The sequence below is a fragment of the Hoeflea prorocentri genome (genome assembly GCF_027944115.1).
GTDB lineage: Bacteria > Pseudomonadota > Alphaproteobacteria > Rhizobiales > Rhizobiaceae > Hoeflea_A > Hoeflea_A prorocentri.
In genome coordinates this window covers 428,001-447,238 of sequence record NZ_JAPJZI010000001.1, presented here as the reverse complement: position 1 = coordinate 447,238, position 19,238 = coordinate 428,001, and the positions used below count along the sequence as shown (strand labels likewise).

Sequence of the window (19,238 nt, the reverse complement as noted above, 5' to 3'; positions counted from 1 at the left end):
CGACGGGCTGTTGCAGTCTGCGGCGATGAATACCCAGACCCACGTGCTGCTGGCGGCGGCGATCCTGACAAGGCAGGGCGAGCCGGCCCGCAATGTGGCTGTAATTGCCGGAGCCCTGGTGCCCGACCTTGCCATCTATACGCTGTTCGTCTGGTCCAAGATTGCCGCTGTTCCCGAACAGCGCGTGTGGTCGGAACTCTATTTTCAGCCGCCTTGGTCCGAGGCTGTTACGGTCGGCAACTCCGCGCCGCTTTATGTCCTGATTCTACTCGTCGCACTTCTGGCAAGTCGCTGGCTTCGCCCGGCAACAGCGCTGATTTTCTTTGCCCTTGCCGCACTGCTTCATCTGGTGACTGATTTTCCCGTCCATGTCGATGACGCCCACGCCCATCTATGGCCCTTCTCCGATTGGCGCTTCCGCTCGCCGGTCTCCTACTGGAATCCCGACCACAACGGCGGCGTCTTTTCTGTTTTGGAGGTGGGTCTCGGCATCGCCCTCAGCCTCATTCTGTGGCGCAGATTTCAGGCAAAATGGGTCCGTGCACTGCTCTTCCTGGCAATTGTCGCCTATCTCGGTCCGCCGATCTACTTCGAGATGCACACGAACCATTGATCATGCACCCGCTTCACGGCATAAGATCAACCATGAACAATCAAATAATCCCATCGGACAGACTGGCTTTTGAGGATTTTGAACCCGGGCGGCAATTCCCTCTCGGCCCCTATCCTGTCAGCGCTGAGGACATCATCGCCTTCGCCAGCGAATTCGACCCTCAGCCCATGCACCTTGATGAAGAAGCCGGCAAGGCCAGTATCCTTGGCGGCCTTTCAGCATCCGGCTGGCACACCTGCGCGATCATCATGCGCATGTTCATCGATGGCTATATCGGCAACTCAACCTCACAGGGCGCACCGGGTGTGGATTCCTGTAAGTGGTTACGGCCCGTCCTTGCAGGCGATACGCTTAGCGGAACGTCCACGGTCGTCTCGGCGCGTGCCCTGCAGTCGAAACCGGGGCTTGGTGCGGTTGAGCTTCGCCACGAGATCGTCAATCAGAAAGGCGAAACCGTCTGCACCTGCGAGAACTCCGGGTTTTTTGGCCTGCGCAGCAAGGAGGCCGGCACATGAGTGGCCTTGACGCCTTCGAACTCGGCCGTCGTCATGACCTTGGGACGCATACATTCACTCCCGAGGACATCATAACATTTGCCCGCAAATTCGACCCTCAGCCGTTTCACATCGACGCGGAAGCGGCGCGCAAATCCATGTTCGGCGCACTATGCGCCTCCGGATGGCACACGACAGCCGTGTGGATGAAGAAAAACCTCGAGTTTAGAGATGCATGGCATCGGGAACTCGAGGAAAAGGGCGTATCCCCGCCCCAAATGGGTCCCTCGCCCGGCTTCCGGAACCTGAGATGGCACAAACCGGTCTATGCCGGTGATACGATTCAGTTTTTCAATACCTACCGTTCGGCAAGGCAACGCCAACGAAAACCCGAATGGGGCATCGTCGAATTGCATTCCGAGGGCTTTAACCAGGACGGTGAACAGGTCATCAGCTTCGATAGCGCCGTTCTGGTGCGGATCTGAACTGGACCTTACGGCACTGTCTACTGTCCCGACAGCGGCTGATCGGTACTGCGAGCCGGTGACGTAGCGCCTCACCTGCCAAGAATACGTTTTGCTTCCGGGACAGCGATGTCGAGCACGACCTTGAGCGATGTCCGCCATGCATCGCGGTCATTGTACCGGCCGGCGAAGGTCGCAACGGATAAATCCACGGCCGGCTGCACGGTCAGTCGCTGGCCACCATTGCCAACGGCAATGACGACAATATTGGGTTGCTCACCCGCCAGATACCAAAGGTAGCCGTATTTGGTGAACTCATTGACGGTCGCGCGCGGCTGAAACGACTGATTCAACCAGTCCGCGGGCACAACCTCTTTGCCCTCATGGACGCCGTCTTGCGCAACCAGCCTGCCTATCTTGGCCAGATCGGGCATCTTCAGCCTGAGGCCGGACGCGGCCGAAGGCACGCCGTCCGTACCGGCAATCCATTCGAATTCGGTTATGCCGAGGGGTGCGAACAGCTTTTCTCTGGCGAATGCGTCCAGCGGCATGCCGGTTCCGTCGGCGATCAGCTTGCCAAGAAGAGCAACCGCCCCACCGCTATAGATCCAGTTGGTCCCCGGGGCCTCGATGATGTCCTGTTCCAGCGCATAGCGGTAGCGATCCGGTGCCTGTTCCATGGCAATTTCGCTGTTTCTGGGATCGGTATAGGGCAGGTCCTCGTTCCATCGTAGACCCATTTGCATGGAAAGCGCATGGGACACCAGGATCTTGTCCCGGCCGTCCTGCGCCTGGAGATCCTCATATTCAGGGAACTGTGCGTAGAGAGGCGCGTCGGGCGAAGGAACCTTGTCCTCGGCCAGCGCGATCCCGTAGAGAAGCCCGACGACCGACTTCGTGACCGAGCGCAGATCATGCAGGCTTTCAGGATTGTGCTGCACCTTGCCGAGCGGCATGCCCCAGCGTTCGTCCGGCCCGGCGAAATAGACCTCTGCCAGTCTTTGATCACCAAGATCGATGATCGTGCCATGCAGGCCCGGCAATCCGCCGGCGTCAAATTCGGATTGCAGCCTTTCGGCAAGCGTCTGCGCAAGGGCCGGAGCGGCCGTCAACACACCGGCCAATACGAAAGCCGGTATCAGGGCTTGTAGGTTTCCCAGCATCTTTCCACCTTGTCCCACATATCAGAAGCCATTTGCCAGCGGCAAACCATGAACTCCGGGTGTACAGGTGGGTATGAAACCTGCGCCAGACAATGGCGTTCAGGCGGCCACATCAGATTTGACGATAGTATCGGACCGTTCGGCGCTCAATCGCCCTCGAATTCCACCAGGGTGCGGACTGTGACCCCGAGATCTTCCAGCTTCTTGCGTCCGCCAAGATCGGGCAGATCGATGACAAAACAGGCCGCGACGATTTCGGCGCCCATCTGCCTCAGGAGCTTGACAGCTCCCTCGGCTGTTCCTCCGGTCGCAATCAGATCGTCGACAAGGATGACCTTTTCGCCCGATGAAACCGCATCCTTGTGCATCTCCATTTCGTCGACACCGTATTCGAGGCTGTAGGCAACCCGCACCGTGTCATAGGGCAGTTTCCCCTTCTTGCGGATCGGGACAAAACCCGCCGATAGCTGATGAGCGATGGCCCCGCCGAGAATGAAGCCGCGTGCCTCGATGCCGGCAATCTGATCGATATTGGTGCCGGCATAAGGATGCACCAGCTCATCCACCGACCGCCGGAAGGCCTTCGGATTGCCAAGCAGTGTGGTGATATCGCGGAACTGAATTCCCGGTTTCGGATAGTCCGGAATTGTTCTGATCGCATCCAACAGGGTTTGTTTTAGCGTTTGATCCATGGCTTCGTCCCCGCCTGTATCCCCTCCGGCCCTCACCGGACATGCAAAAGGCGGCCCGGGGCCGCCTAAAGACATTTTTTATCCGTAATTACCCGCAGGTCAATGGTCCACGCGGGACCACACAGACTTCTTGGTCAGATAGAGCAGGCAGCTGAAGATCAGGATGAAGATCATCACCCTGAAACCGAGCGATTTGCGCTCTTCCATCTTCGGTTCCGCGGCCCACATCATGAACGCTGTGACATCCTTGGCATATTGATCAACTGTCTCCGGCGCGCCATCGTCATAGGTGACGATCTCGTCGGACAGAGGCGGGGCCATGGCAAGCGAGATGCCGTTGAGGAAATACGGATTATAGTAGGTCCCCTCGGTAATCTCGACGCCGCTCGGTGCATCCTGATATCCGGTCAGCAATGAATAGAGGTAGTCAGGGCCGCCCTCATTGTACATCGTGAAGATATCGAACACGAATTGCGGGAAACCACGGGTTGCCGCGCGTGCCTTGGCCATCAGCGACAGATCGGGCGGCGCGGCCCCGTTATTGGCCCATGCCGCTGCTTCGGGATTGGGAAACGGATTAGGAAAATAGTCGGCCAGAATGGCCGGACGGTCGAACATTTCCCCTTCTTCGTTCGGACCATCGGTCACGTCATAATCGGCGGCCAGCGTCTTGACCTGATCCTCCGTGTAACCGAGATCGGTAAAGTTGCGGAATGCGATGCGATCAAGCGAATGGCAAGCAGCACAAACCTCGACGTAAACTTTCAGCCCGCGTTGCAACTGTCCTTTGTCGTAGGTGCCGAAGGGCCCCGAAAACGACCAGCTCTGCTCGCGCGGCTTTTTTGAGTACTCACTGTCGCCTGCCGCCATGGCGGCCGTTCCGATGCCCGAAGCCAGAGCCAGCGACAGAAGCGTAGAGACGAGTTTTTTCATCTTTCTTGTCCTTTCTGACGCCGGGTTACGCGCGGTCTTCCGGTGCGGCTGTCGCCGCCTCGGGTTTGCCGCTGCCTTGCTTGGCTAGCACGGATTCAGTGATCGAGTTCGGCACCTGTCTCGGTTTTTCCACCAGTCCCAGAATGGGCAGGATCGGGAAGAAGAACAGGAAGTAGTAGGCGGTGCCGATCTGAGCCATCACCACATAAGCACCTTCAGCCGGTTTCGCGCCCAGCCATCCAAGGAAGATGGCATTGGCAACGAACAGCCAGAAGAACAGCTTGTACCAGGGACGATAGACCGCCGAACGGATCTTGGACGTGTCGAGCCATGGCAGCAGGAAGAGGATGGCGATCGAGGCGAACATGGCCAGAACCCCACCGAGCTTCGAGTCGATCGGCCCGATATTGAAGGTAATGGCGCGCAGGATCGCGTAGAACGGCAGATAGTACCATTCCGGAACGATATGCGCCGGGGTCACCAGCGGGTTGGCTTCGATATAGTTGTCCGGATGCCCCAGATAGTTGGGCATGTAGAAGACGAAGTAGGCAAACACCAGCAGGAAGACGACGGTCGCGAACGCATCCTTAACGGTTGCGTAGGGCGTAAAGGGAACCGTGTCTGTCTTCGATTTGACCTCCACGCCGGTCGGATTGGTCTGACCGGTCACATGCAATGCCCACACGTGCAGGATCACCACGCCGGCAATCATGAACGGCAGGAGATAGTGCAGGGAGAAGAAGCGGTTCAGGGTCGGATTGTCGACCGCGAAACCGCCGAGCAGCCATTGCTGGATCGGCTCGCCGATGACCGGGAACGCGCTGAAGAAGCCGGTGATAACCGTCGCGCCCCAGAAAGACATCTGCCCCCAAGGCAGAACGTAACCCATGAAGCCGGTCGCCATCATCAGCAGGTAGATGATCACACCGAGGATCCAAAGAATCTCGCGCGGTGCCTTGTACGAGCCGTAGTACATGCCGCGGAAAATGTGGAGGTAGACCGCGATAAAGAAGAACGAAGCGCCGTTGGAGTGCATGTAACGCAGCAGCCAGCCGGAGTTGACGTCACGCATGATGTTCTCGACCGACGAGAACGCACCCGCCGTGGTCGATGCATAATGCATCGCCAGCACGATACCCGTCAGGATCTGCGCCACAAGCATGATCGACAGGATTGCGCCGAATGTATAGGCGTAATTCAGATTGCGCGGCGTCGGATAGGCGACAAAGGAATCGTACACCAACCTTGGAAGCGGTAGGCGCGAATCGACCCACCTGCCGAGACCGCTTGTTGGCTCATATGAAGAATGACCACCACTCATCGTAACGTCCCCTGTTACCCGATCTTGATTCTTGTATCGGAGATAAATTCGAACGGCGGAATCCACAGGTTTTCCGGCGCCGGGCCGCTGCGGATACGGCCTGCCGTATCATAGTGCGAACCGTGGCACGGGCAGAACCAGCCGCCATAATCGCCTGCCTGACCAAGCGGCACACAGCCCAGATGGGTGCACGAACCGATCATCACGATCCAGTTTTCCCGCTCTTCGCCCGCTGAACGGTCTACGTCAAGCGCCGGTGTATCCGGGGGAAGATTGGCATTGCGCGAATCGGGATCCTTCAGATCTTCCAGCGGAACGGCATTCGCCTCTTCGATTTCCTTCTGCGTCCGGTTACGGATGAAAACCGGCTTCCCGCGCCATTTCACGGTAATCGACATGCCCTCCTCAAGCGAGGAGACATCGACTTCGATTGTCGAAAGGGCAAGCGTCGTGGCGTCCGGCCGCATCTGATCGATAAAGGGCCAGGCAACGGCTCCAGCGCCCACGACACCGGCCATGCCGGTTGTCAGATAGAGAAAATCACGGCGGTTCGGTTCGGCTGTTGTATCGTGTTCGCTCACGGTTTTAACCATCCTCTGCGCAGACTGACTTACATGGAGGAGCACCGTCTTGCCGCAATTCACCCCTCAGGCAAGGCACTGTCCCCATATTTTGCCGGGTTCTATGCCTCTTATTAGAATATGTCCAGCCTGCTGACCGGCACAGAGGCACATTGCCGCAAGTTTTTAACCCTTTGTACGCAGGCAAGCCTGTGTATTACCGATCGGCCACCAGTGAATCGCTGATGAAACCGCCGGATTGGCGTGTCCAGAGACGAGCGTAAAGTCCATCGGCCCGCAGCAGTTCTTCGTGGCTGCCATCTTCCACAATCCTGCCCTCATGCATGACCACCAGCCGGTCCATTCGGGCGATGGTGGAAAGCCTGTGGGCAATGGCAATCACCGTCTTGCCCTCCATGAGCTGCGTCAGGTTTTCCTGGATCGCCGCCTCGATCTCTGAATCGAGAGCAGACGTTGCCTCGTCAAGCACGAGGATCGGCGCGTTTTTCAGCATAACCCGCGCGATCGCGATGCGCTGACGCTGCCCCCCCGAAAGCTTGACGCCGCGCTCGCCCACATGGGCGTCCAGCCCCGCCCGTCCGAGTTGATCCTTGAGCCCCTCGATAAACGGCCAGGCCTCTGCCTGCCGGGCGGCGTTGATGATATCGGCCTCGCCGGCGTTGAGGCGCCCAAGGGCGATGTTTTCACGAACGGACCGATGCATCAGCGACGTGTCTTGAGTAACAACGCTGATATGCGCCCGCAGCGAACTTTGTGTCACCTCGGAGATATCCTGAGCATCTATGGTGATGCGGCCGGAATCAAGATCGAAGAATCTGAGGAGAAGATTGACCAGTGTCGATTTGCCGGCTCCCGAGAGACCGACAAGTCCCACCTTCTGGCCGGGCTCGACCGTCAGGCTGATATCGTTGATGACCGCACTTTGCCCGCTGTAGTGAAAATTGACTTTGTCGAAACGGATTTTGCTTTCGCTCACCTCAAGTTCGGCTGCATCCGGCCTGTCCTCAAGCATGATGGGCTTGTTGAGCATGTCCATGGAGTTCTGGATTGTGCCGAAATTGCGCATCAACCCGTTGAATTGCGTCATCAGCCGCCCGAGAAGCAGACTGAGGCGCAGGACCAGCGACAAGGTGAAGGCCACCGCGCCGATGCTGATCTGGCCGCGCAGCCACAGATCGATGGTCAGATAGCCGATTGTCGCGATCATGATGCCTGACAGAGCGGCGAGCGAGACCCGCACGCCCGTCAGATTGCGGGTAAAGGGAATGACGGCCGCAATGAAACTGTCAAAACCGTTTCTGATATAGCGGTCGTTCTCGTCCTCGCGGCCGAAGAGCTTCAACGTCTGGACATTCGAATAGCTGTCGACCAGCCGGCCGTTAAGCAGAGACGCGGCCTCCGCCGTTTCCTTCGACATGCGCCGGATACGCGGCACGAAGTATCGGGCGATCAAACCGAACGCGACAATCCAGACCGCGACCACCGCCGCCAGCCGCCAGTCGAGCTGGGCGACGAGCGCCAGCGTGGTGACCGCATAAATGGCGATAAACCAGACGACCTGAAAAAGCGACGTCATGAAATCGCCGACAGCCTGACCGGATTGCCAGACCTTGGTGACCACCCGCCCGGCAAAATCATCCTGGAAGAACGAAAGGCTCTGGCGCGCGATCCTCGAATAGGCCTGCCAGCGCACAAGATTGAAAAAGCCGGGAACAACCGTCTGCTCCTCAACCAGCGTAACAAGCGGCGCCACCACCATGCGGCCGATGAGCACCACCGCCAGCATGAAGAGGAGTTCCGGCCCGTGCTGATCGACAAGTCCCTGCCAGCCCGTTGCCCGGTCAGCGCTTTCCAGCAGATCGACAAGCCGCCCGACGAAATAAAAAAGCGCCACCTCAAGCAGGGCAACCGCCCCGCCTAGCACCAGCATGGCGAAGAACGGCCACCTTGCCTGTCTGACGAATTGCCACAAGAAACCGATCGCACTGCCTGAGGCGGTCAACTCCTGCTGCGGTGAAAACGGATCGATCCAGCGCTCGAAAAGCTGGAATACGCGTTGAAGGATCATGACGGCGAACATAGAACCGCACGCTCACCGCAGCAATGTTTCATGGCAGGAATTGTCTGCGCGACAGGCGCCGGTCAGGTCGGCTTGGCAGCCGCCTGCATTTCCTCTTCCTGCTGCGCGATCGCCGCCTCGGCGGCTGCCGCCGCTGTGTTCTGGTCCCCGGCTTCCGCGCCGTCCTCCGTTTCGGGCATCTTTACCCGGACCTCACGGCGGGCGAACTCGATACCGTTTTCGGCAAAAATCTTCTGAACGCGGGCATAAACGTCCTTGCGGATCATCCACTGCTTGCCCGGCTTGGCCATGAATTTGCCGCGCACCACAATGCCCACATCATTGACATCATAGACACCCTGCGACTTGAAAGTCTGAATAATATCATCTGCATAGGGCGCTTCCATAATGTCCTTTCCGATCTGCTTGAACAATTTCTTTACCTTGTTCACATCGGTGTCGAACGGAACGGTGAACTTCAGTTTGACGATCACCCAGTCGCGGGAGTTGTTGGTGATTTTCGGTATCTCGCCATAGGGAATTGTATGAACCGGCCCCTGGTGATGGCGCAATTGCAGGGAGCGCACAGAGATCTTCTCAACCGTGCCGACAGTCCCGTCGATCTCAAGATATTCACCGACGCGAAATGCATCGTCGACCAGGAAAAACAGCCCCGAGACGATGTCCTTGACAAGAGTCTGCGCGCCGAAGCCGATGGCGAGCCCGACTATACCGGCACCGGCAAGCAGCGGCGTGATGTCGACGCCCATATTTCCGAGTGCGATGAGAATGGTGATCGTGATGATGGAAATCTGCGCCACCATCTTGACCAGCGGCAAAACGGTAGACATGCGTGTGCCGCCAACACCGCCCCCCTCACCGCCACCCGGCTCTTCGGATTCCAGATCGATACCCGCAGCTGTCCTCTCATCGGCCAGCTTGCGGTTCAGCCACAGTGTGACGACTTCCCATACGAGATAGCCTGCCGCCAGGATGAACAGGATTTCAAACATCGAGGCGGCGATACGCACACCCAGTCCGGCGGAGGCGAGATTGGAATAGTCGATATCCCAGACCCTGGCGATCACCACGATGACAACCGCCGTCAGCAGCGCGCGGCCGATGCGAATATAGCTGCGCTTGGTCGATCTGTAGGCGGCTTCCGCCAACACCCCCTCACCGCGCATAGGCGGAACCAAATGCTTGACCAGGCCGCGAACCATCGTGTCGAAGATCGGCGTAAGCAGGAACAGACAGACAGTGATGTAACCCTGTCCGTCGTCAATGAGATCGACGCGGCCGGCCGCCAGGATCATCTCGATGATCAGCCATGTCAGCAGCACCATGACGATCGCAAGCCATGGATAGGCCATGGCCAGCAACCGCTCGCCTCGTGTTGCGTCGTCTTCCGAACCGAGAATGATCGACGTCAAACCGTGGCGCGCGCGATAAAGCACGTAGACAAGCCAGCAGACCGAGATGACCACCAGCCAGAAGCCGATGGAGGATTCTGAAAACGAGATACCCTGAAGTTCCTGGAAACCGACGATGACATTGGCCGTTCCGATCAGGAGTATGACCCCAAGTTGATGTCTGAAGATAAAGCGTGCGGTCCAATCATCCGTATGCACAAGCCTGAGTTTGGGCCGTGTGGGTGCAAAAAGGAAGCGTGTAATGGCGATCGACAATCGCGGCATGACGATCAGATTGACCATGAGCAACGGCAGAAGCGGCCGGTCGTTTTCCGGCGCAAGAATCTGGATCATCAGCCGGGTCACAGCAAAGAAGGCAAGCAGACCGACAAGCTCCAGGAACAATCGTTTGCCCAGCACTTCAAGTGTTTCCTGAAGGCTCTCAGGCGCCTGTACATTCTCTATCTGCTCACGCCATTTGCTTGCAAAACGCGTCACCGCCATTTCCGCGGCAAACCCGACGGCCATGGCGACACCCATGATGGCAAAGGTCCAGAAAATACCGCCGGCGCCGCGCTTGTCGGCAAACTCGCCGGACGCCGATTTGAGGCCCGAGAACACTTCGGGCAGTCCAGTTACCGCATTGACGACCAGGCCACCAACCGCCGCAAAGGAGCTGCCGAGGAACGCGAGCACATCGCGTCCCGGCTCCGGCTTGGCTTCATCCTGCCGGGCCACCGCATCGAGCCGCTCCAGAAGCAATTGCCGCACCTGCTGATCACTGAGCTTGGACACAAGCTCCCGCACCGTTTCCGGTGTCAGATCTTTCGGCAGCGTAACGGTGGCCGGTGCCTGTTCCTCATTCCCGCCGGTGACCGCAGTCATGCCTGTCTGGGCGAAACCGGCTCCGGTTCCAAGGAGAACCGCAATCGCCAGGAGCAGAATCCTGAGAACGCAAGATGCTGATTTCATATTGTTCTTACGGCCGCAAACCGCCCGCTCCCATGCCATTTCCCCAACGCGACCATACCCGCATTCTGTCCACCCGCAAACCGCCCAGCCTAAAGGGCACGAAACACCGGCGGGAGCCCATATAAAAGCCCATCCCGAAGTGTTCCGGGATGGGCATTATTAACAAATTGAAGCTGGCGGCTATTCGGCGGCAGCGTTGTCCGCGGCCTCCGGCTCCGCATCGATGAAGCCGCCCGACTGGCGCGACCACAACTCCGCATAGAGCCCTTCAGCCTTGACCAGCTGCGCATGGGTGCCGGACTGGACGATATCGCCGCAATCCAGAACGATCAGGCGGTCCAGTTCGGCGATTGTCGAAAGCCGGTGCGCAATCGCGATCACGGTCTTGCCCTCCATCAGGGCAAAGAGGTTTTCCTGGATTGCCGCCTCGACTTCCGAATCGAGCGCCGATGTTGCCTCGTCCAGCACCAGGATCGGGGCGTCTTTCAGGAATACCCGGGCAATCGCGATACGCTGGCGCTGGCCGCCCGAGAGTTTTACGCCACGCTCGCCGACATGGGCATCAAGACCCTTGCGCCCCTTGAGGTCTTCAAGGCCCTGGATGAAGTCCCAGGCATTGGCGCGCCTGGCCGCTTCGATGATCTCCTCATCGCTGGCATCCGGCTTGCTGTAGCCGATATTGTCACGGATCGACCGGTGCAGGAGCGACGTATCCTGTGTGACAACACCGATGCGCGAGCGCAGGCTGTCCTGCGAGACACCCGAAATATCCTGCCCGTCGATGAGGATCCGTCCGGCCTCAAGGTCGTAGAAACGCAACAGGACATTTGTCAGCGTGGTCTTGCCGGCACCCGACCGGCCAACCAGACCGATCTTCTCACCAGGCTGGATCGTCAACGACAGATCGTTGATCACGCCGCCCTCCTTGCCGTAGTGGAACCGGATATGGTCGAACTCGATCCTGCCGCGATCGGCGACAAGCTGGTTTGCCGCCTTCTCATCGGTCACGCCATGCGGCTTCGAAAGCATGGACATGCCGTCGATCACCACGCCGATATTCTCGAACAGCGCCGACACCTCCCACATGATCCAGTGGGACATGCTGGATATGCGCAAAGCGAGCGCGATTGAAGCGGCAATCACGCCCACGGAGACCGAATCGGCCAGCCACAGATTGATCGACAATGCACCGATCGCAAAAAGCAGCAGCGCGTTGTTGAAATAGACAATGCCGTGAAACAGCGTCACCAGACGCATCTGCCGGTGCACCGTTTCAAGGAAGTCCGACATGGCCGAGCGGGCATAGACCTCCTCGCGTCCGGCATGGGAGAACAGCTTGACCGTTGCGATATTTGTGTAGCTGTCGACTACCCGTCCGGTCATCATCGAGCGGGCATCGGCCTGCTCGCGCGAGATGCGTTTCATTCGCGGCACGAAATAGGCGATCATGGCCACATAAACTGCAACCCAAATGAGCATCGGCGCGGCGAGGCGCAGATCGGCCGCGGCAACCATGACAAGCATCGTCAGGAAGAAGACGACCACATAGACGAGGACATCCAGAACCTTCATGACGGCTTCACGCACGGCAAGCGAGGTCTGCATGACGCGCGTGGCAACGCGCCCGGCGAACTCGTCGGCAAAGAAAGCCAGGCTGTGCCGCAGCAGATAGCGGTGCATCTGCCAGCGCCCGATCATCGGGTAGTTGCCAAGCAGCGTCTGGTGCGTCAGCATCGACTGAACCCACACGATGCCGGGCAACACAAAAAGCACCAGGACCGACATCCAGAACAATTTGGCGCCTTCCGTTGCAAGAAATTCTTCCCGCGAGGATGCTGACAGCCAATTGACGATGTCGCCGAGGAAGCTGAACAGGAACACCTCGCCAATCGCAATCAATGCGGTCAGCACCGACATGATGATGAGCCAGGGGGCAGCTTCCCTGGAATAGTGCCAACAGAACGCCAGGAGCTGCCGGGGCGGCTGTCCGGAAGGCACCTCGGGATAGGGATTCAAACGTCTTTCAAACCAGCCAAACATGATTCAGCCTCTGTGCAAGCCCGGAAAGTGATCGGTGTGCGCGCCGGATAATGAGAAACGGGACCAGCAGGCCCTCGCCGTTGCATAGCGCTACAAAAGATGTCGAACCGTCACTGTCCAAAAACAATATGACCCAGCGCACAGCGGTGCGCATCGAAAAGCGGGTCAGCGAAAGTCTGGGAAGCGGATCGTCAGATTAAGACGTGGACGCCGTCAGACCGAGCCAAAGCCATCGCGCATTCGCGCCGATGGTGGGAGTTGCCGTATTGTATCTGCCAATGGCCCCTCCTTTGTCTCGAATTGGTCCACGGTGCAGACAAGTACACCGATTCGAATCGGCTTTCCAGTGCCAACAGGTGCATTTCAAATCATGCACCATTGTGTTGCAATTCGGTCACGGCCTCGCGTCAGCCATTGCGTTTCAATGCCACTTGCCTAAGAGAGGGCCATGAGCAGTGATTTACGAATAGCGCTTTTCCAGCCGGACATTCCCGGCAACACCGGCACAATCCTGCGCATGTCCGCATGCCTCGGACTGCCCGTCGATCTTGTTGAACCGGCAGGCTTCGATATCTCCGATCGGGCGCTGCGGCGCGCCGGGATGGATTATGTCGAACAGGCAACGCTGACACGGCATGCAAACTGGAAGACATTTCTGCATTGGGCAAGGACTGAGGATCGCCGGCTGGTTCTTTCTTCAACGCAGGCCGAAGGTTCCTATCGACGGTTTGATTTCAAGGACGGCGACATACTCCTCTTCGGCCGCGAGAGCTCAGGCGTCCCGGCGCGTGTCCATGACGAGGCCGACGCCCGCATCCTGATCCCGATGCAGCCTGACCGTCGCTCGCTCAATATCGCCATTGCGGCCGCCATGGTGGCGGGCGAGGCAATCCGGCAACTTGAGATTTCCGACTAGTCCGCGCTCGGCAAGCGGCGCATGGTGAACTCGATCTCATCACCCGGCAATTGCCGCCAGCTCTCCACCTCCGTCCAGTAGGCTGCCTTCGGCCATGCGTGGAACCATTCGCGCGCCTTGGCGCGTGCCGCGCTGCGCGGAAGACGGAAGGTCTCGCGGATGAACGAATCACCTGCCGAGGCGCCTTTCGCCTCACGACTCTTTCGAATCTGGCGGCGAAGCCCCTCCATGGGCGGAACTTTAGGAACACGCTTCATAATCAGCACCCTAGCCCAGATAATAGGCCTGATTGGCGCACTTGGCGAGTCCGGGAGATGAAACAACCCGGACGCGACACTATGTTCGTAATATCGCCCGAGCGACTATGGCATCGCTCAATCCGACCTGCTAATGAGGGCCGGGGACTAATGGGGACACTGGTTGATGGAAAGGCCTAACCTTCCGCTCGGGCATCCGCCTGCTCTGGAGGAAAAAAAAGCGAAATCGCGCATCTGGTTCGAGACCTTGCGCGATGCGATCTGCTCGGCCTTCGAGCAGCTTGAGGACGCGGTCACCGGCCCGTTGTCGGAAGACCAGCCGGGCCGTTTTACACGGACCGAATGGCACCGGGACGACGGCAAGGGCGGCGGTGGCGTCATGTCGATGATGTCCGGCCGGGTGTTTGAAAAAGTCGGCGTTCACACATCAACCGTGCACGGTGAATTTTCCTCCGAGTTCCGCCAGCAGATCCCGGGCGCCGAAATCGACCCGCGGTTCTGGGCCTCGGGGATTTCGCTCATTGCCCATCCGGTCAACCCGCATGTGCCGGCGGTGCATATGAACACGCGCATGGTCGTCACGACCACGCAGTGGTTCGGCGGCGGAGCCGACCTGACACCCGTCCTCGACAGGCGCCGGGTTCAGGAAGACCCCGACACGCAACTCTTCCACAAGGCGATGGAAGTGGCCTGTGCGCGGCACAAGGTTGCCGATTATCCGCTCTACAAAAAATGGTGCGACGACTATTTCTTCCTCAAGCACCGCAACGAACCGCGCGGTGTTGGCGGCATCTTTTTCGACTGGCTGCGCTCGTCGGACGCCGATGGCGGCTGGGATGCCGATTTCGCCTTCGTGCAGGATGTCGGGCGGGCCTTTACCGTGGCCTATCCCAAACTGGTGACCAAGAATTTCAATACCCACTGGGACGAGAACGACCGCAACGAACAGCTCATCCGGCGCGGCCGCTATGTGGAGTTCAACCTGCTCTATGATCGCGGCACGATTTTCGGACTCAAGACGGGTGGCAACGTCGATTCGATCCTCTCATCAATGCCGCCGGCGGTTCGCTGGCCTTAGCATCCACTGGGCAAAAGCCTGATCTCTTGACTGTTTTAGGCCACTCCCTTTCAAAGGATGCAACACAGTATGGGAGAACAACGGCATGAGCGCAGACCAGTCCAGACTTGATGCCATGAAGACGTTTCTTGCGGAAGCTTTTGCCCCCTGGGTCAAGGCGTTGAACATTGAACCGGTCGATGTATCTGAAGCCGGCGCCGTTTTCCGCATTCCAGCCGGTGACAACCTTGCCCGTACGGGCGGTATCGTCTGCGGTCAGGCCCTTTCCGCCATAGCCGATACGGTCGGCGTTTTGACACTGATCGGCATCAACGATGACGGCCGGATCATGACGACGGTCGATATGACCACCCATTTCATGCGGCCCGTATCGACCGGCGACATTGAAGCGACGGTCACGATCCTGTCCAACGGCCGGCGCATGGCGACTGCGCGCATCGATATTCGTCAGGTGGGAAGCCCGAAGGTCTGTGCAGGCGCAACCTGCGCTTATGCCTATATGGGCTGATGAAGGATGCAGGCCGGACCTAGAGCAAATCGCCTGACAGGTCGCCAGCACGTTTGAGAAGCTCGTCGCGCGTCAGGATAAAGCCGCTGTCGATCCAGGCATCCTCCAGCGTGGTCAACACGCCGCCAACCCCGGGTCCGGGTTCAACACCAAGCTTGAGCAGGTCTTTTCCGCTTATCGGAAATTCCGGCCGCGTCCATTCCTGTGCAATCTGCAAAAGGCGCGAACAGGCTCCTGCCCCGATCAGCGCCGCATCGTCGCCCTGCGCCGCCTTGCGTAAAGCTGCGAGCCTGATGCGCAGACGGTCTTCCACCGCGCGGCTGTTTCCGCGGTAAAGCTGACGCCGCAAGACCGCATCGGCTATTCCTTCCACAATCTGTGGCTGTTTGGCCCATGCAACAAGACGCCCGCGCTCATTGTTTGACATGCGCAGGCGGCGCGCCATGGCATCAACGCGGTCCGGATCGTCCGGTACAACAGCCATCAGACGCAAAAGCGGATCGGGCGTCCAGTCAAGCGCCGCGCCCGTCTCGATCATGCCGAATATGGCATCGATTCCCCATTTCTCGGATTCAGGCAGTATGGCGCTCAGAACCCCGCTCTGACGCATCCAAAGCATCGCGCGAGATGGGTCCGGCGCGGCAAAGAGCCGTTTAAGCTCGGACCAGACACGTTCCGCTGACAGGCCGGATAGCCCCGATTTAAGCCGCGCGCATGCCCGCAGCCCATCTGCGTCCGGGCGGCCACCGCCATACCAGGCGAAAAACCGGAAGAAGCGCAGAATACGAAGATAATCCTCTTTGATCCTGGTCTGCGGATCACCGATAAACCGCACCGTACGGCTCTCGATATCGGCCAACCCGTCTACGAGGTCGATCACCTTGCCATCGGCATCGGCATAGAGCCCGTTGATCGTCAAATCCCGACGATGGGCATCGACGGACCAGTCGGCGCCATAGGCAACCGTTGCGCGGCGCCCGTCCGAGGCGACATCGGCACGCAAGGTTGTCACTTCAAAGGGCGTACCGCCCGCAATCAGCGTCACCGTTCCGTGGTCGATGCCGGTCGGCACACATTTGATGTCCGCTTCACCCGCCCGCTCCACGACGTCCTGCGGATGCAGCGTGGTTGCGATATCGATATCGCCGACTTTCATGCCCAGGAGCGCATTGCGCACAGCGCCGCCGACAATGCGCGCCTCGCCGCCATCACGGTTCAGAAGATCAAGCACATGATGCAGACGCTTGTCCTGAAACCAGTCCTCCTGCGCGACCGATGCGGCCTCACCTGTCGCGGTCATGCGTAGAGCCTTTCATAGAGTGTGCGCAAGATTCCGGCGGTCACACCCCAGATATACCGCTCGCCATAGGGCATTGTGTAGAAATGGCGCTCCTTGCCTTCCCAGATCCGGCTTTCGCGAATGTGGTTGGTCGGATTCATCAGGAAGGAAAACGGCACCTCGAATGCGTCATCCACCTCGTGGCGGTTGATGGTCATCGGATAGTCTTCGCGTATCACGGCAAGGACCGGCGTGATGCGAAAACCGGAGACGGTCAGGTAATGCGGCAACCGCCCGACCGGCTCCACATAGGACCGGGGCAGTCCGATTTCTTCTTCCGCTTCACGCATTGCCGCGATCTCCGGAGAGCCATCCTCCGGATCGATCGCGCCGCCCGGAAAGGCAACCTGCCCTGAATGCGTACGCATTGATTGGGTGCGTTGCGTCAGAAGAATGTTCGATTGCGCACCGTGGTCGACCAGCGGGACAAGTACAGCCGCCTCGCGCAGCGGCTTCTTCGAAAGGTGCTCGATGACGTCCGCATTGAGAATGTGATCGCCATATCTGCGCTCATCCGCATCACCGTATTCCCGCGCCGCCCTTGCGCGAAAAGCCTCGGCGCTGAATGCCGTCTCCTTAAAATCACTCATGCGACAAGGCCTCCAGCCGGTCCGTCGGCATGATCGCGAAAACTTCGCCGCCGGAGCTGATCGAGAAAGTCTCGGCACCTTCGATCATGCGGCTTTGGGCCAGTTCAACAAGATCGTAGACAAGGGCGCGCGTCAAAAGTGCTTCAAGCCGGCCGCGCACAAGCAAATAGGGCTTCAGTTCGTCATTTTCGCCAGCAATCTCGAAGCGCAGGGGATGATCCGGTCCGGCTTCAACGATGTCGCCAACATTGGTCCGGAAGGTCAAAACCTGCTCGCCGTCGCGTGTTCCGGCACTCATTTCAACAGCGGTAAATGGTGCATCTTCGACACGGATGGCCACCTTCTCGACCGGTGTGACCAGATAGGTCTTGCCGTCCTCATCCTTACGCAGCACGGTCGAAAAAAGGCGCACGAGAGCCGGGCGTGTGATCGGCGTTGCCTGATACAACCAGGAGCCGTCAGAGCGGATTTCCATATCCAGATCACCGGTAATGTGCGGATTCCAGCGCTCGACGGGCGGAAGCCCCTTTCCAACCGGCGCAGCCCTGGAAATGAGGGCTTCAAGGCTTGCCGCATTGCCCGCAGCCGCTATCTCACCCTTTGCCATTGTGTGGTCCAGCTTCTTTCCTATTCACAATATTATCACTTAGAGCTTCAAAGAGATCATGCGATTCATAGGGATAAAGCACAGTATTTTCCATTGATGGTTATCCGATCCGCGCCAAATAGTGGATAATGAGAGATATAGCGAGCCGAGTCCCCGGTTCAAAGATACGGAGTTTGCCATATGGGCATCGTTGAAAATGCCGATCCTGCGCTGGACGAAAAAGCAGTGGTCGAGGCGGCCGAAGCGGCCCTCAAGGACATTGCCGCCGTCAGGCGTGAAATCGGCTCGGTCATTTTCGGCCAGCACAATGTCGTGGAACAGACCATTCTCGCGGTTCTGTCGGGCGGGCATGCGTTGCTCGTTGGCGTGCCCGGACTGGCAAAGACCAAGCTGGTTGCAACGCTTGGCACCGTTCTTGGCCTCAGCGACAATCGCATTCAATTCACACCGGACCTGATGCCTTCGGACATATTGGGCTCGGAGGTCATGGATCAGGACGGCGACGGCAAGCGTTCGTTCCGCTTTGTCCCCGGCCCGATCTTCACACAATTGCTGATGGCCGATGAAATCAACCGCGCATCGCCGCGCACCCAGTCGGCGCTTCTCCAGGCCATGCAGGAATATCATGTGACCGTCGCCGGCTCCCGGCACGATATGCCCGAGCCGTTCCACGTGCTGGCAACGCAGAACCCGCTCGAACAGGAAGGCACCTACCCGCTGCCCGAGGCGCAGCTTGACCGCTTCCTTATGCAGGTGGACGTTCCCTATCCCGAACTGGAAGCCGAACGTCAGGTTCTGCTTGAAACGACTGGCGTCGATGAAAAGCGAGCCGCAGCCGTGCTGACAGCTTCACGCCTTCAGGAAATCCAGGCTCTGGTTCGCCGCATGCCCGTGAGCGAAAAGGTGATCGACACCATCCTCGAGCTGGTCCGCGCCGCCCGGCCGGGCAACGGCAACGAAGAAACGGACCGGCATGTGGCCTGGGGTCCGGGTCCGCGCGCCGGACAGGCGATGATGCTGTGCGTGCGCGCAAGAGCGCTCTATGACGGTCGCCTTGCGCCCTCCGTGGACGATGTTCTTGCCCTTGCCGAACCGGTCTTGCAGCACCGCATGGCGCTGACATTTGCGGCCCGCGCTGAGGGTATGCATGTCCGGGACGTGATCGCGGCGCTGGTCAAGAAAGTCGGCGGAGACTGATC

General features: G+C 58.8%; 19 protein-coding genes. 7 read left to right on the top strand and 12 right to left on the bottom strand.

The features are described from left to right. Positions 1-25 precede the first annotated feature (25 nt). Genes OQ273_RS02060 through OQ273_RS02050 form a run of 3 tightly spaced genes read left to right on the top strand, consistent with a single transcriptional unit; the run spans position 26 to position 1,592 of the window. Entirely contained in the window at positions 26-613 is a 588-nt protein-coding gene (locus tag OQ273_RS02060) for a hypothetical protein (RefSeq protein WP_267988808.1), read from the top strand. Between the two features lie 47 nt (positions 614-660). Continuing rightward, complete coding sequence (locus OQ273_RS02055; RefSeq protein ID WP_267993010.1) at positions 661-1,128, top strand: MaoC family dehydratase; 468 nt, start codon at positions 661-663, stop codon at positions 1,126-1,128. Beyond that, complete coding sequence (locus tag OQ273_RS02050; RefSeq protein WP_267988807.1) at positions 1,125-1,592, top strand: MaoC family dehydratase; 468 nt, start codon at positions 1,125-1,127, stop codon at positions 1,590-1,592. Before OQ273_RS02055 ends, OQ273_RS02050 begins: the two co-directional genes overlap by 4 nt. Before the next feature lie 71 nt (positions 1,593-1,663). Here OQ273_RS02050 and OQ273_RS02045 read toward each other — a convergent pair whose 3' ends face one another. The 8 genes from OQ273_RS02045 to OQ273_RS02010 all read right to left on the bottom strand — a co-directional run bounded on the left by OQ273_RS02045 (position 1,664) and on the right by OQ273_RS02010 (position 12,744). Next, a complete protein-coding gene (locus OQ273_RS02045; protein ID WP_267988806.1) occupies positions 1,664-2,734 on the bottom strand; it encodes a serine hydrolase domain-containing protein in 1,071 nt (356 codons plus the stop codon). A 146-nt stretch (positions 2,735-2,880) separates the two neighbouring features. Further along, complete coding sequence (locus OQ273_RS02040) at positions 2,881-3,426, bottom strand: adenine phosphoribosyltransferase (protein WP_267988805.1); 546 nt, start codon at positions 3,424-3,426, stop codon at positions 2,881-2,883. 99 nt (positions 3,427-3,525) lie between these two features. Then, complete coding sequence (locus OQ273_RS02035; RefSeq protein ID WP_267988804.1) at positions 3,526-4,359, bottom strand: cytochrome c1; 834 nt, start codon at positions 4,357-4,359, stop codon at positions 3,526-3,528. 25 nt (positions 4,360-4,384) lie between these two features. Then, complete coding sequence (locus OQ273_RS02030) at positions 4,385-5,680, bottom strand: cytochrome b (RefSeq protein ID WP_267988803.1); 1,296 nt, start codon at positions 5,678-5,680, stop codon at positions 4,385-4,387. 14 nt (positions 5,681-5,694) lie between these two features. After that, on the bottom strand, positions 5,695-6,261 hold the full coding sequence (petA, locus tag OQ273_RS02025) for a ubiquinol-cytochrome c reductase iron-sulfur subunit (protein ID WP_267988802.1): 567 nt from the start codon (positions 6,259-6,261) through the stop codon (positions 5,695-5,697). A gap of 196 nt (positions 6,262-6,457) precedes the next feature. After that, positions 6,458-8,329, bottom strand: a complete 1,872-nt coding sequence (locus tag OQ273_RS02020; RefSeq protein WP_267988801.1) for an ABC transporter ATP-binding protein — start codon at positions 8,327-8,329, stop codon at positions 6,458-6,460. A gap of 74 nt (positions 8,330-8,403) precedes the next feature. Next, positions 8,404-10,704, bottom strand: a complete 2,301-nt coding sequence (locus OQ273_RS02015; RefSeq protein ID WP_267988800.1) for a mechanosensitive ion channel family protein — start codon at positions 10,702-10,704, stop codon at positions 8,404-8,406. Positions 10,705-10,884: 180 nt separating this feature from the next. Next, positions 10,885-12,744 (bottom strand): ABC transporter ATP-binding protein, encoded by a 1,860-nt coding sequence (locus tag OQ273_RS02010; RefSeq protein WP_267988799.1) that lies wholly within the window; start codon positions 12,742-12,744, stop codon positions 10,885-10,887. A 448-nt stretch (positions 12,745-13,192) separates the two neighbouring features. Here OQ273_RS02010 and OQ273_RS02005 point away from each other — a divergent pair, with 448 nt between their 5' ends. Beyond that, positions 13,193-13,660, top strand: a complete 468-nt coding sequence (locus OQ273_RS02005) for a tRNA (cytidine(34)-2'-O)-methyltransferase (RefSeq protein WP_267988798.1) — start codon at positions 13,193-13,195, stop codon at positions 13,658-13,660. On the opposite strand, the gene OQ273_RS02000 is transcribed toward OQ273_RS02005, so the two are convergent. Continuing rightward, positions 13,657-13,917 carry a hypothetical protein gene (locus OQ273_RS02000; protein WP_267988797.1) on the bottom strand — a complete coding sequence of 87 codons (261 nt, stop codon included), beginning with the start codon at positions 13,915-13,917 and terminating at the stop codon, positions 13,657-13,659. The two genes, OQ273_RS02005 and OQ273_RS02000, sit on opposite strands and share 4 nt — an antisense overlap. A 166-nt stretch (positions 13,918-14,083) precedes the next feature. Between OQ273_RS02000 and hemF the strand changes: the two genes are divergently transcribed. Both hemF and OQ273_RS01990 read left to right on the top strand, forming a co-directional pair. After that, positions 14,084-14,995, top strand: a complete 912-nt coding sequence (gene hemF, locus OQ273_RS01995) for an oxygen-dependent coproporphyrinogen oxidase (protein ID WP_267988796.1) — start codon at positions 14,084-14,086, stop codon at positions 14,993-14,995. 85 nt (positions 14,996-15,080) lie between these two features. Continuing rightward, on the top strand, positions 15,081-15,503 hold the full coding sequence (locus OQ273_RS01990; protein WP_267988795.1) for a PaaI family thioesterase: 423 nt from the start codon (positions 15,081-15,083) through the stop codon (positions 15,501-15,503). Between the two features lie 19 nt (positions 15,504-15,522). Here OQ273_RS01990 and OQ273_RS01985 read toward each other — a convergent pair whose 3' ends face one another. Genes OQ273_RS01985 through OQ273_RS01975 form a run of 3 tightly spaced genes read right to left on the bottom strand, consistent with a single transcriptional unit; the run spans position 15,523 to position 18,039 of the window. Then, the gene (locus tag OQ273_RS01985; protein WP_267988794.1) at positions 15,523-16,803 is read right to left on the bottom strand and encodes a CCA tRNA nucleotidyltransferase; all 1,281 of its coding nucleotides are present in this window, start codon (positions 16,801-16,803) and stop codon (positions 15,523-15,525) included. After that, positions 16,800-17,432: a CoA pyrophosphatase gene (locus OQ273_RS01980; protein ID WP_267988793.1), complete on the bottom strand. Its 633-nt coding sequence runs from the start codon at positions 17,430-17,432 to the stop codon at positions 16,800-16,802. Before OQ273_RS01980 ends, OQ273_RS01985 begins: the two co-directional genes overlap by 4 nt. Further along, the gene (locus OQ273_RS01975; RefSeq protein ID WP_267988792.1) at positions 17,425-18,039 is read right to left on the bottom strand and encodes a DUF1285 domain-containing protein; all 615 of its coding nucleotides are present in this window, start codon (positions 18,037-18,039) and stop codon (positions 17,425-17,427) included. The genes OQ273_RS01980 and OQ273_RS01975 overlap by 8 nt, the downstream gene beginning before the upstream one ends. Positions 18,040-18,219: 180 nt before the next feature. Here OQ273_RS01975 and OQ273_RS01970 point away from each other — a divergent pair, with 180 nt between their 5' ends. Continuing rightward, the gene (locus tag OQ273_RS01970) at positions 18,220-19,236 is read left to right on the top strand and encodes an AAA family ATPase (protein ID WP_267988791.1); all 1,017 of its coding nucleotides are present in this window, start codon (positions 18,220-18,222) and stop codon (positions 19,234-19,236) included. Positions 19,237-19,238: the final 2 nt, after the last annotated feature.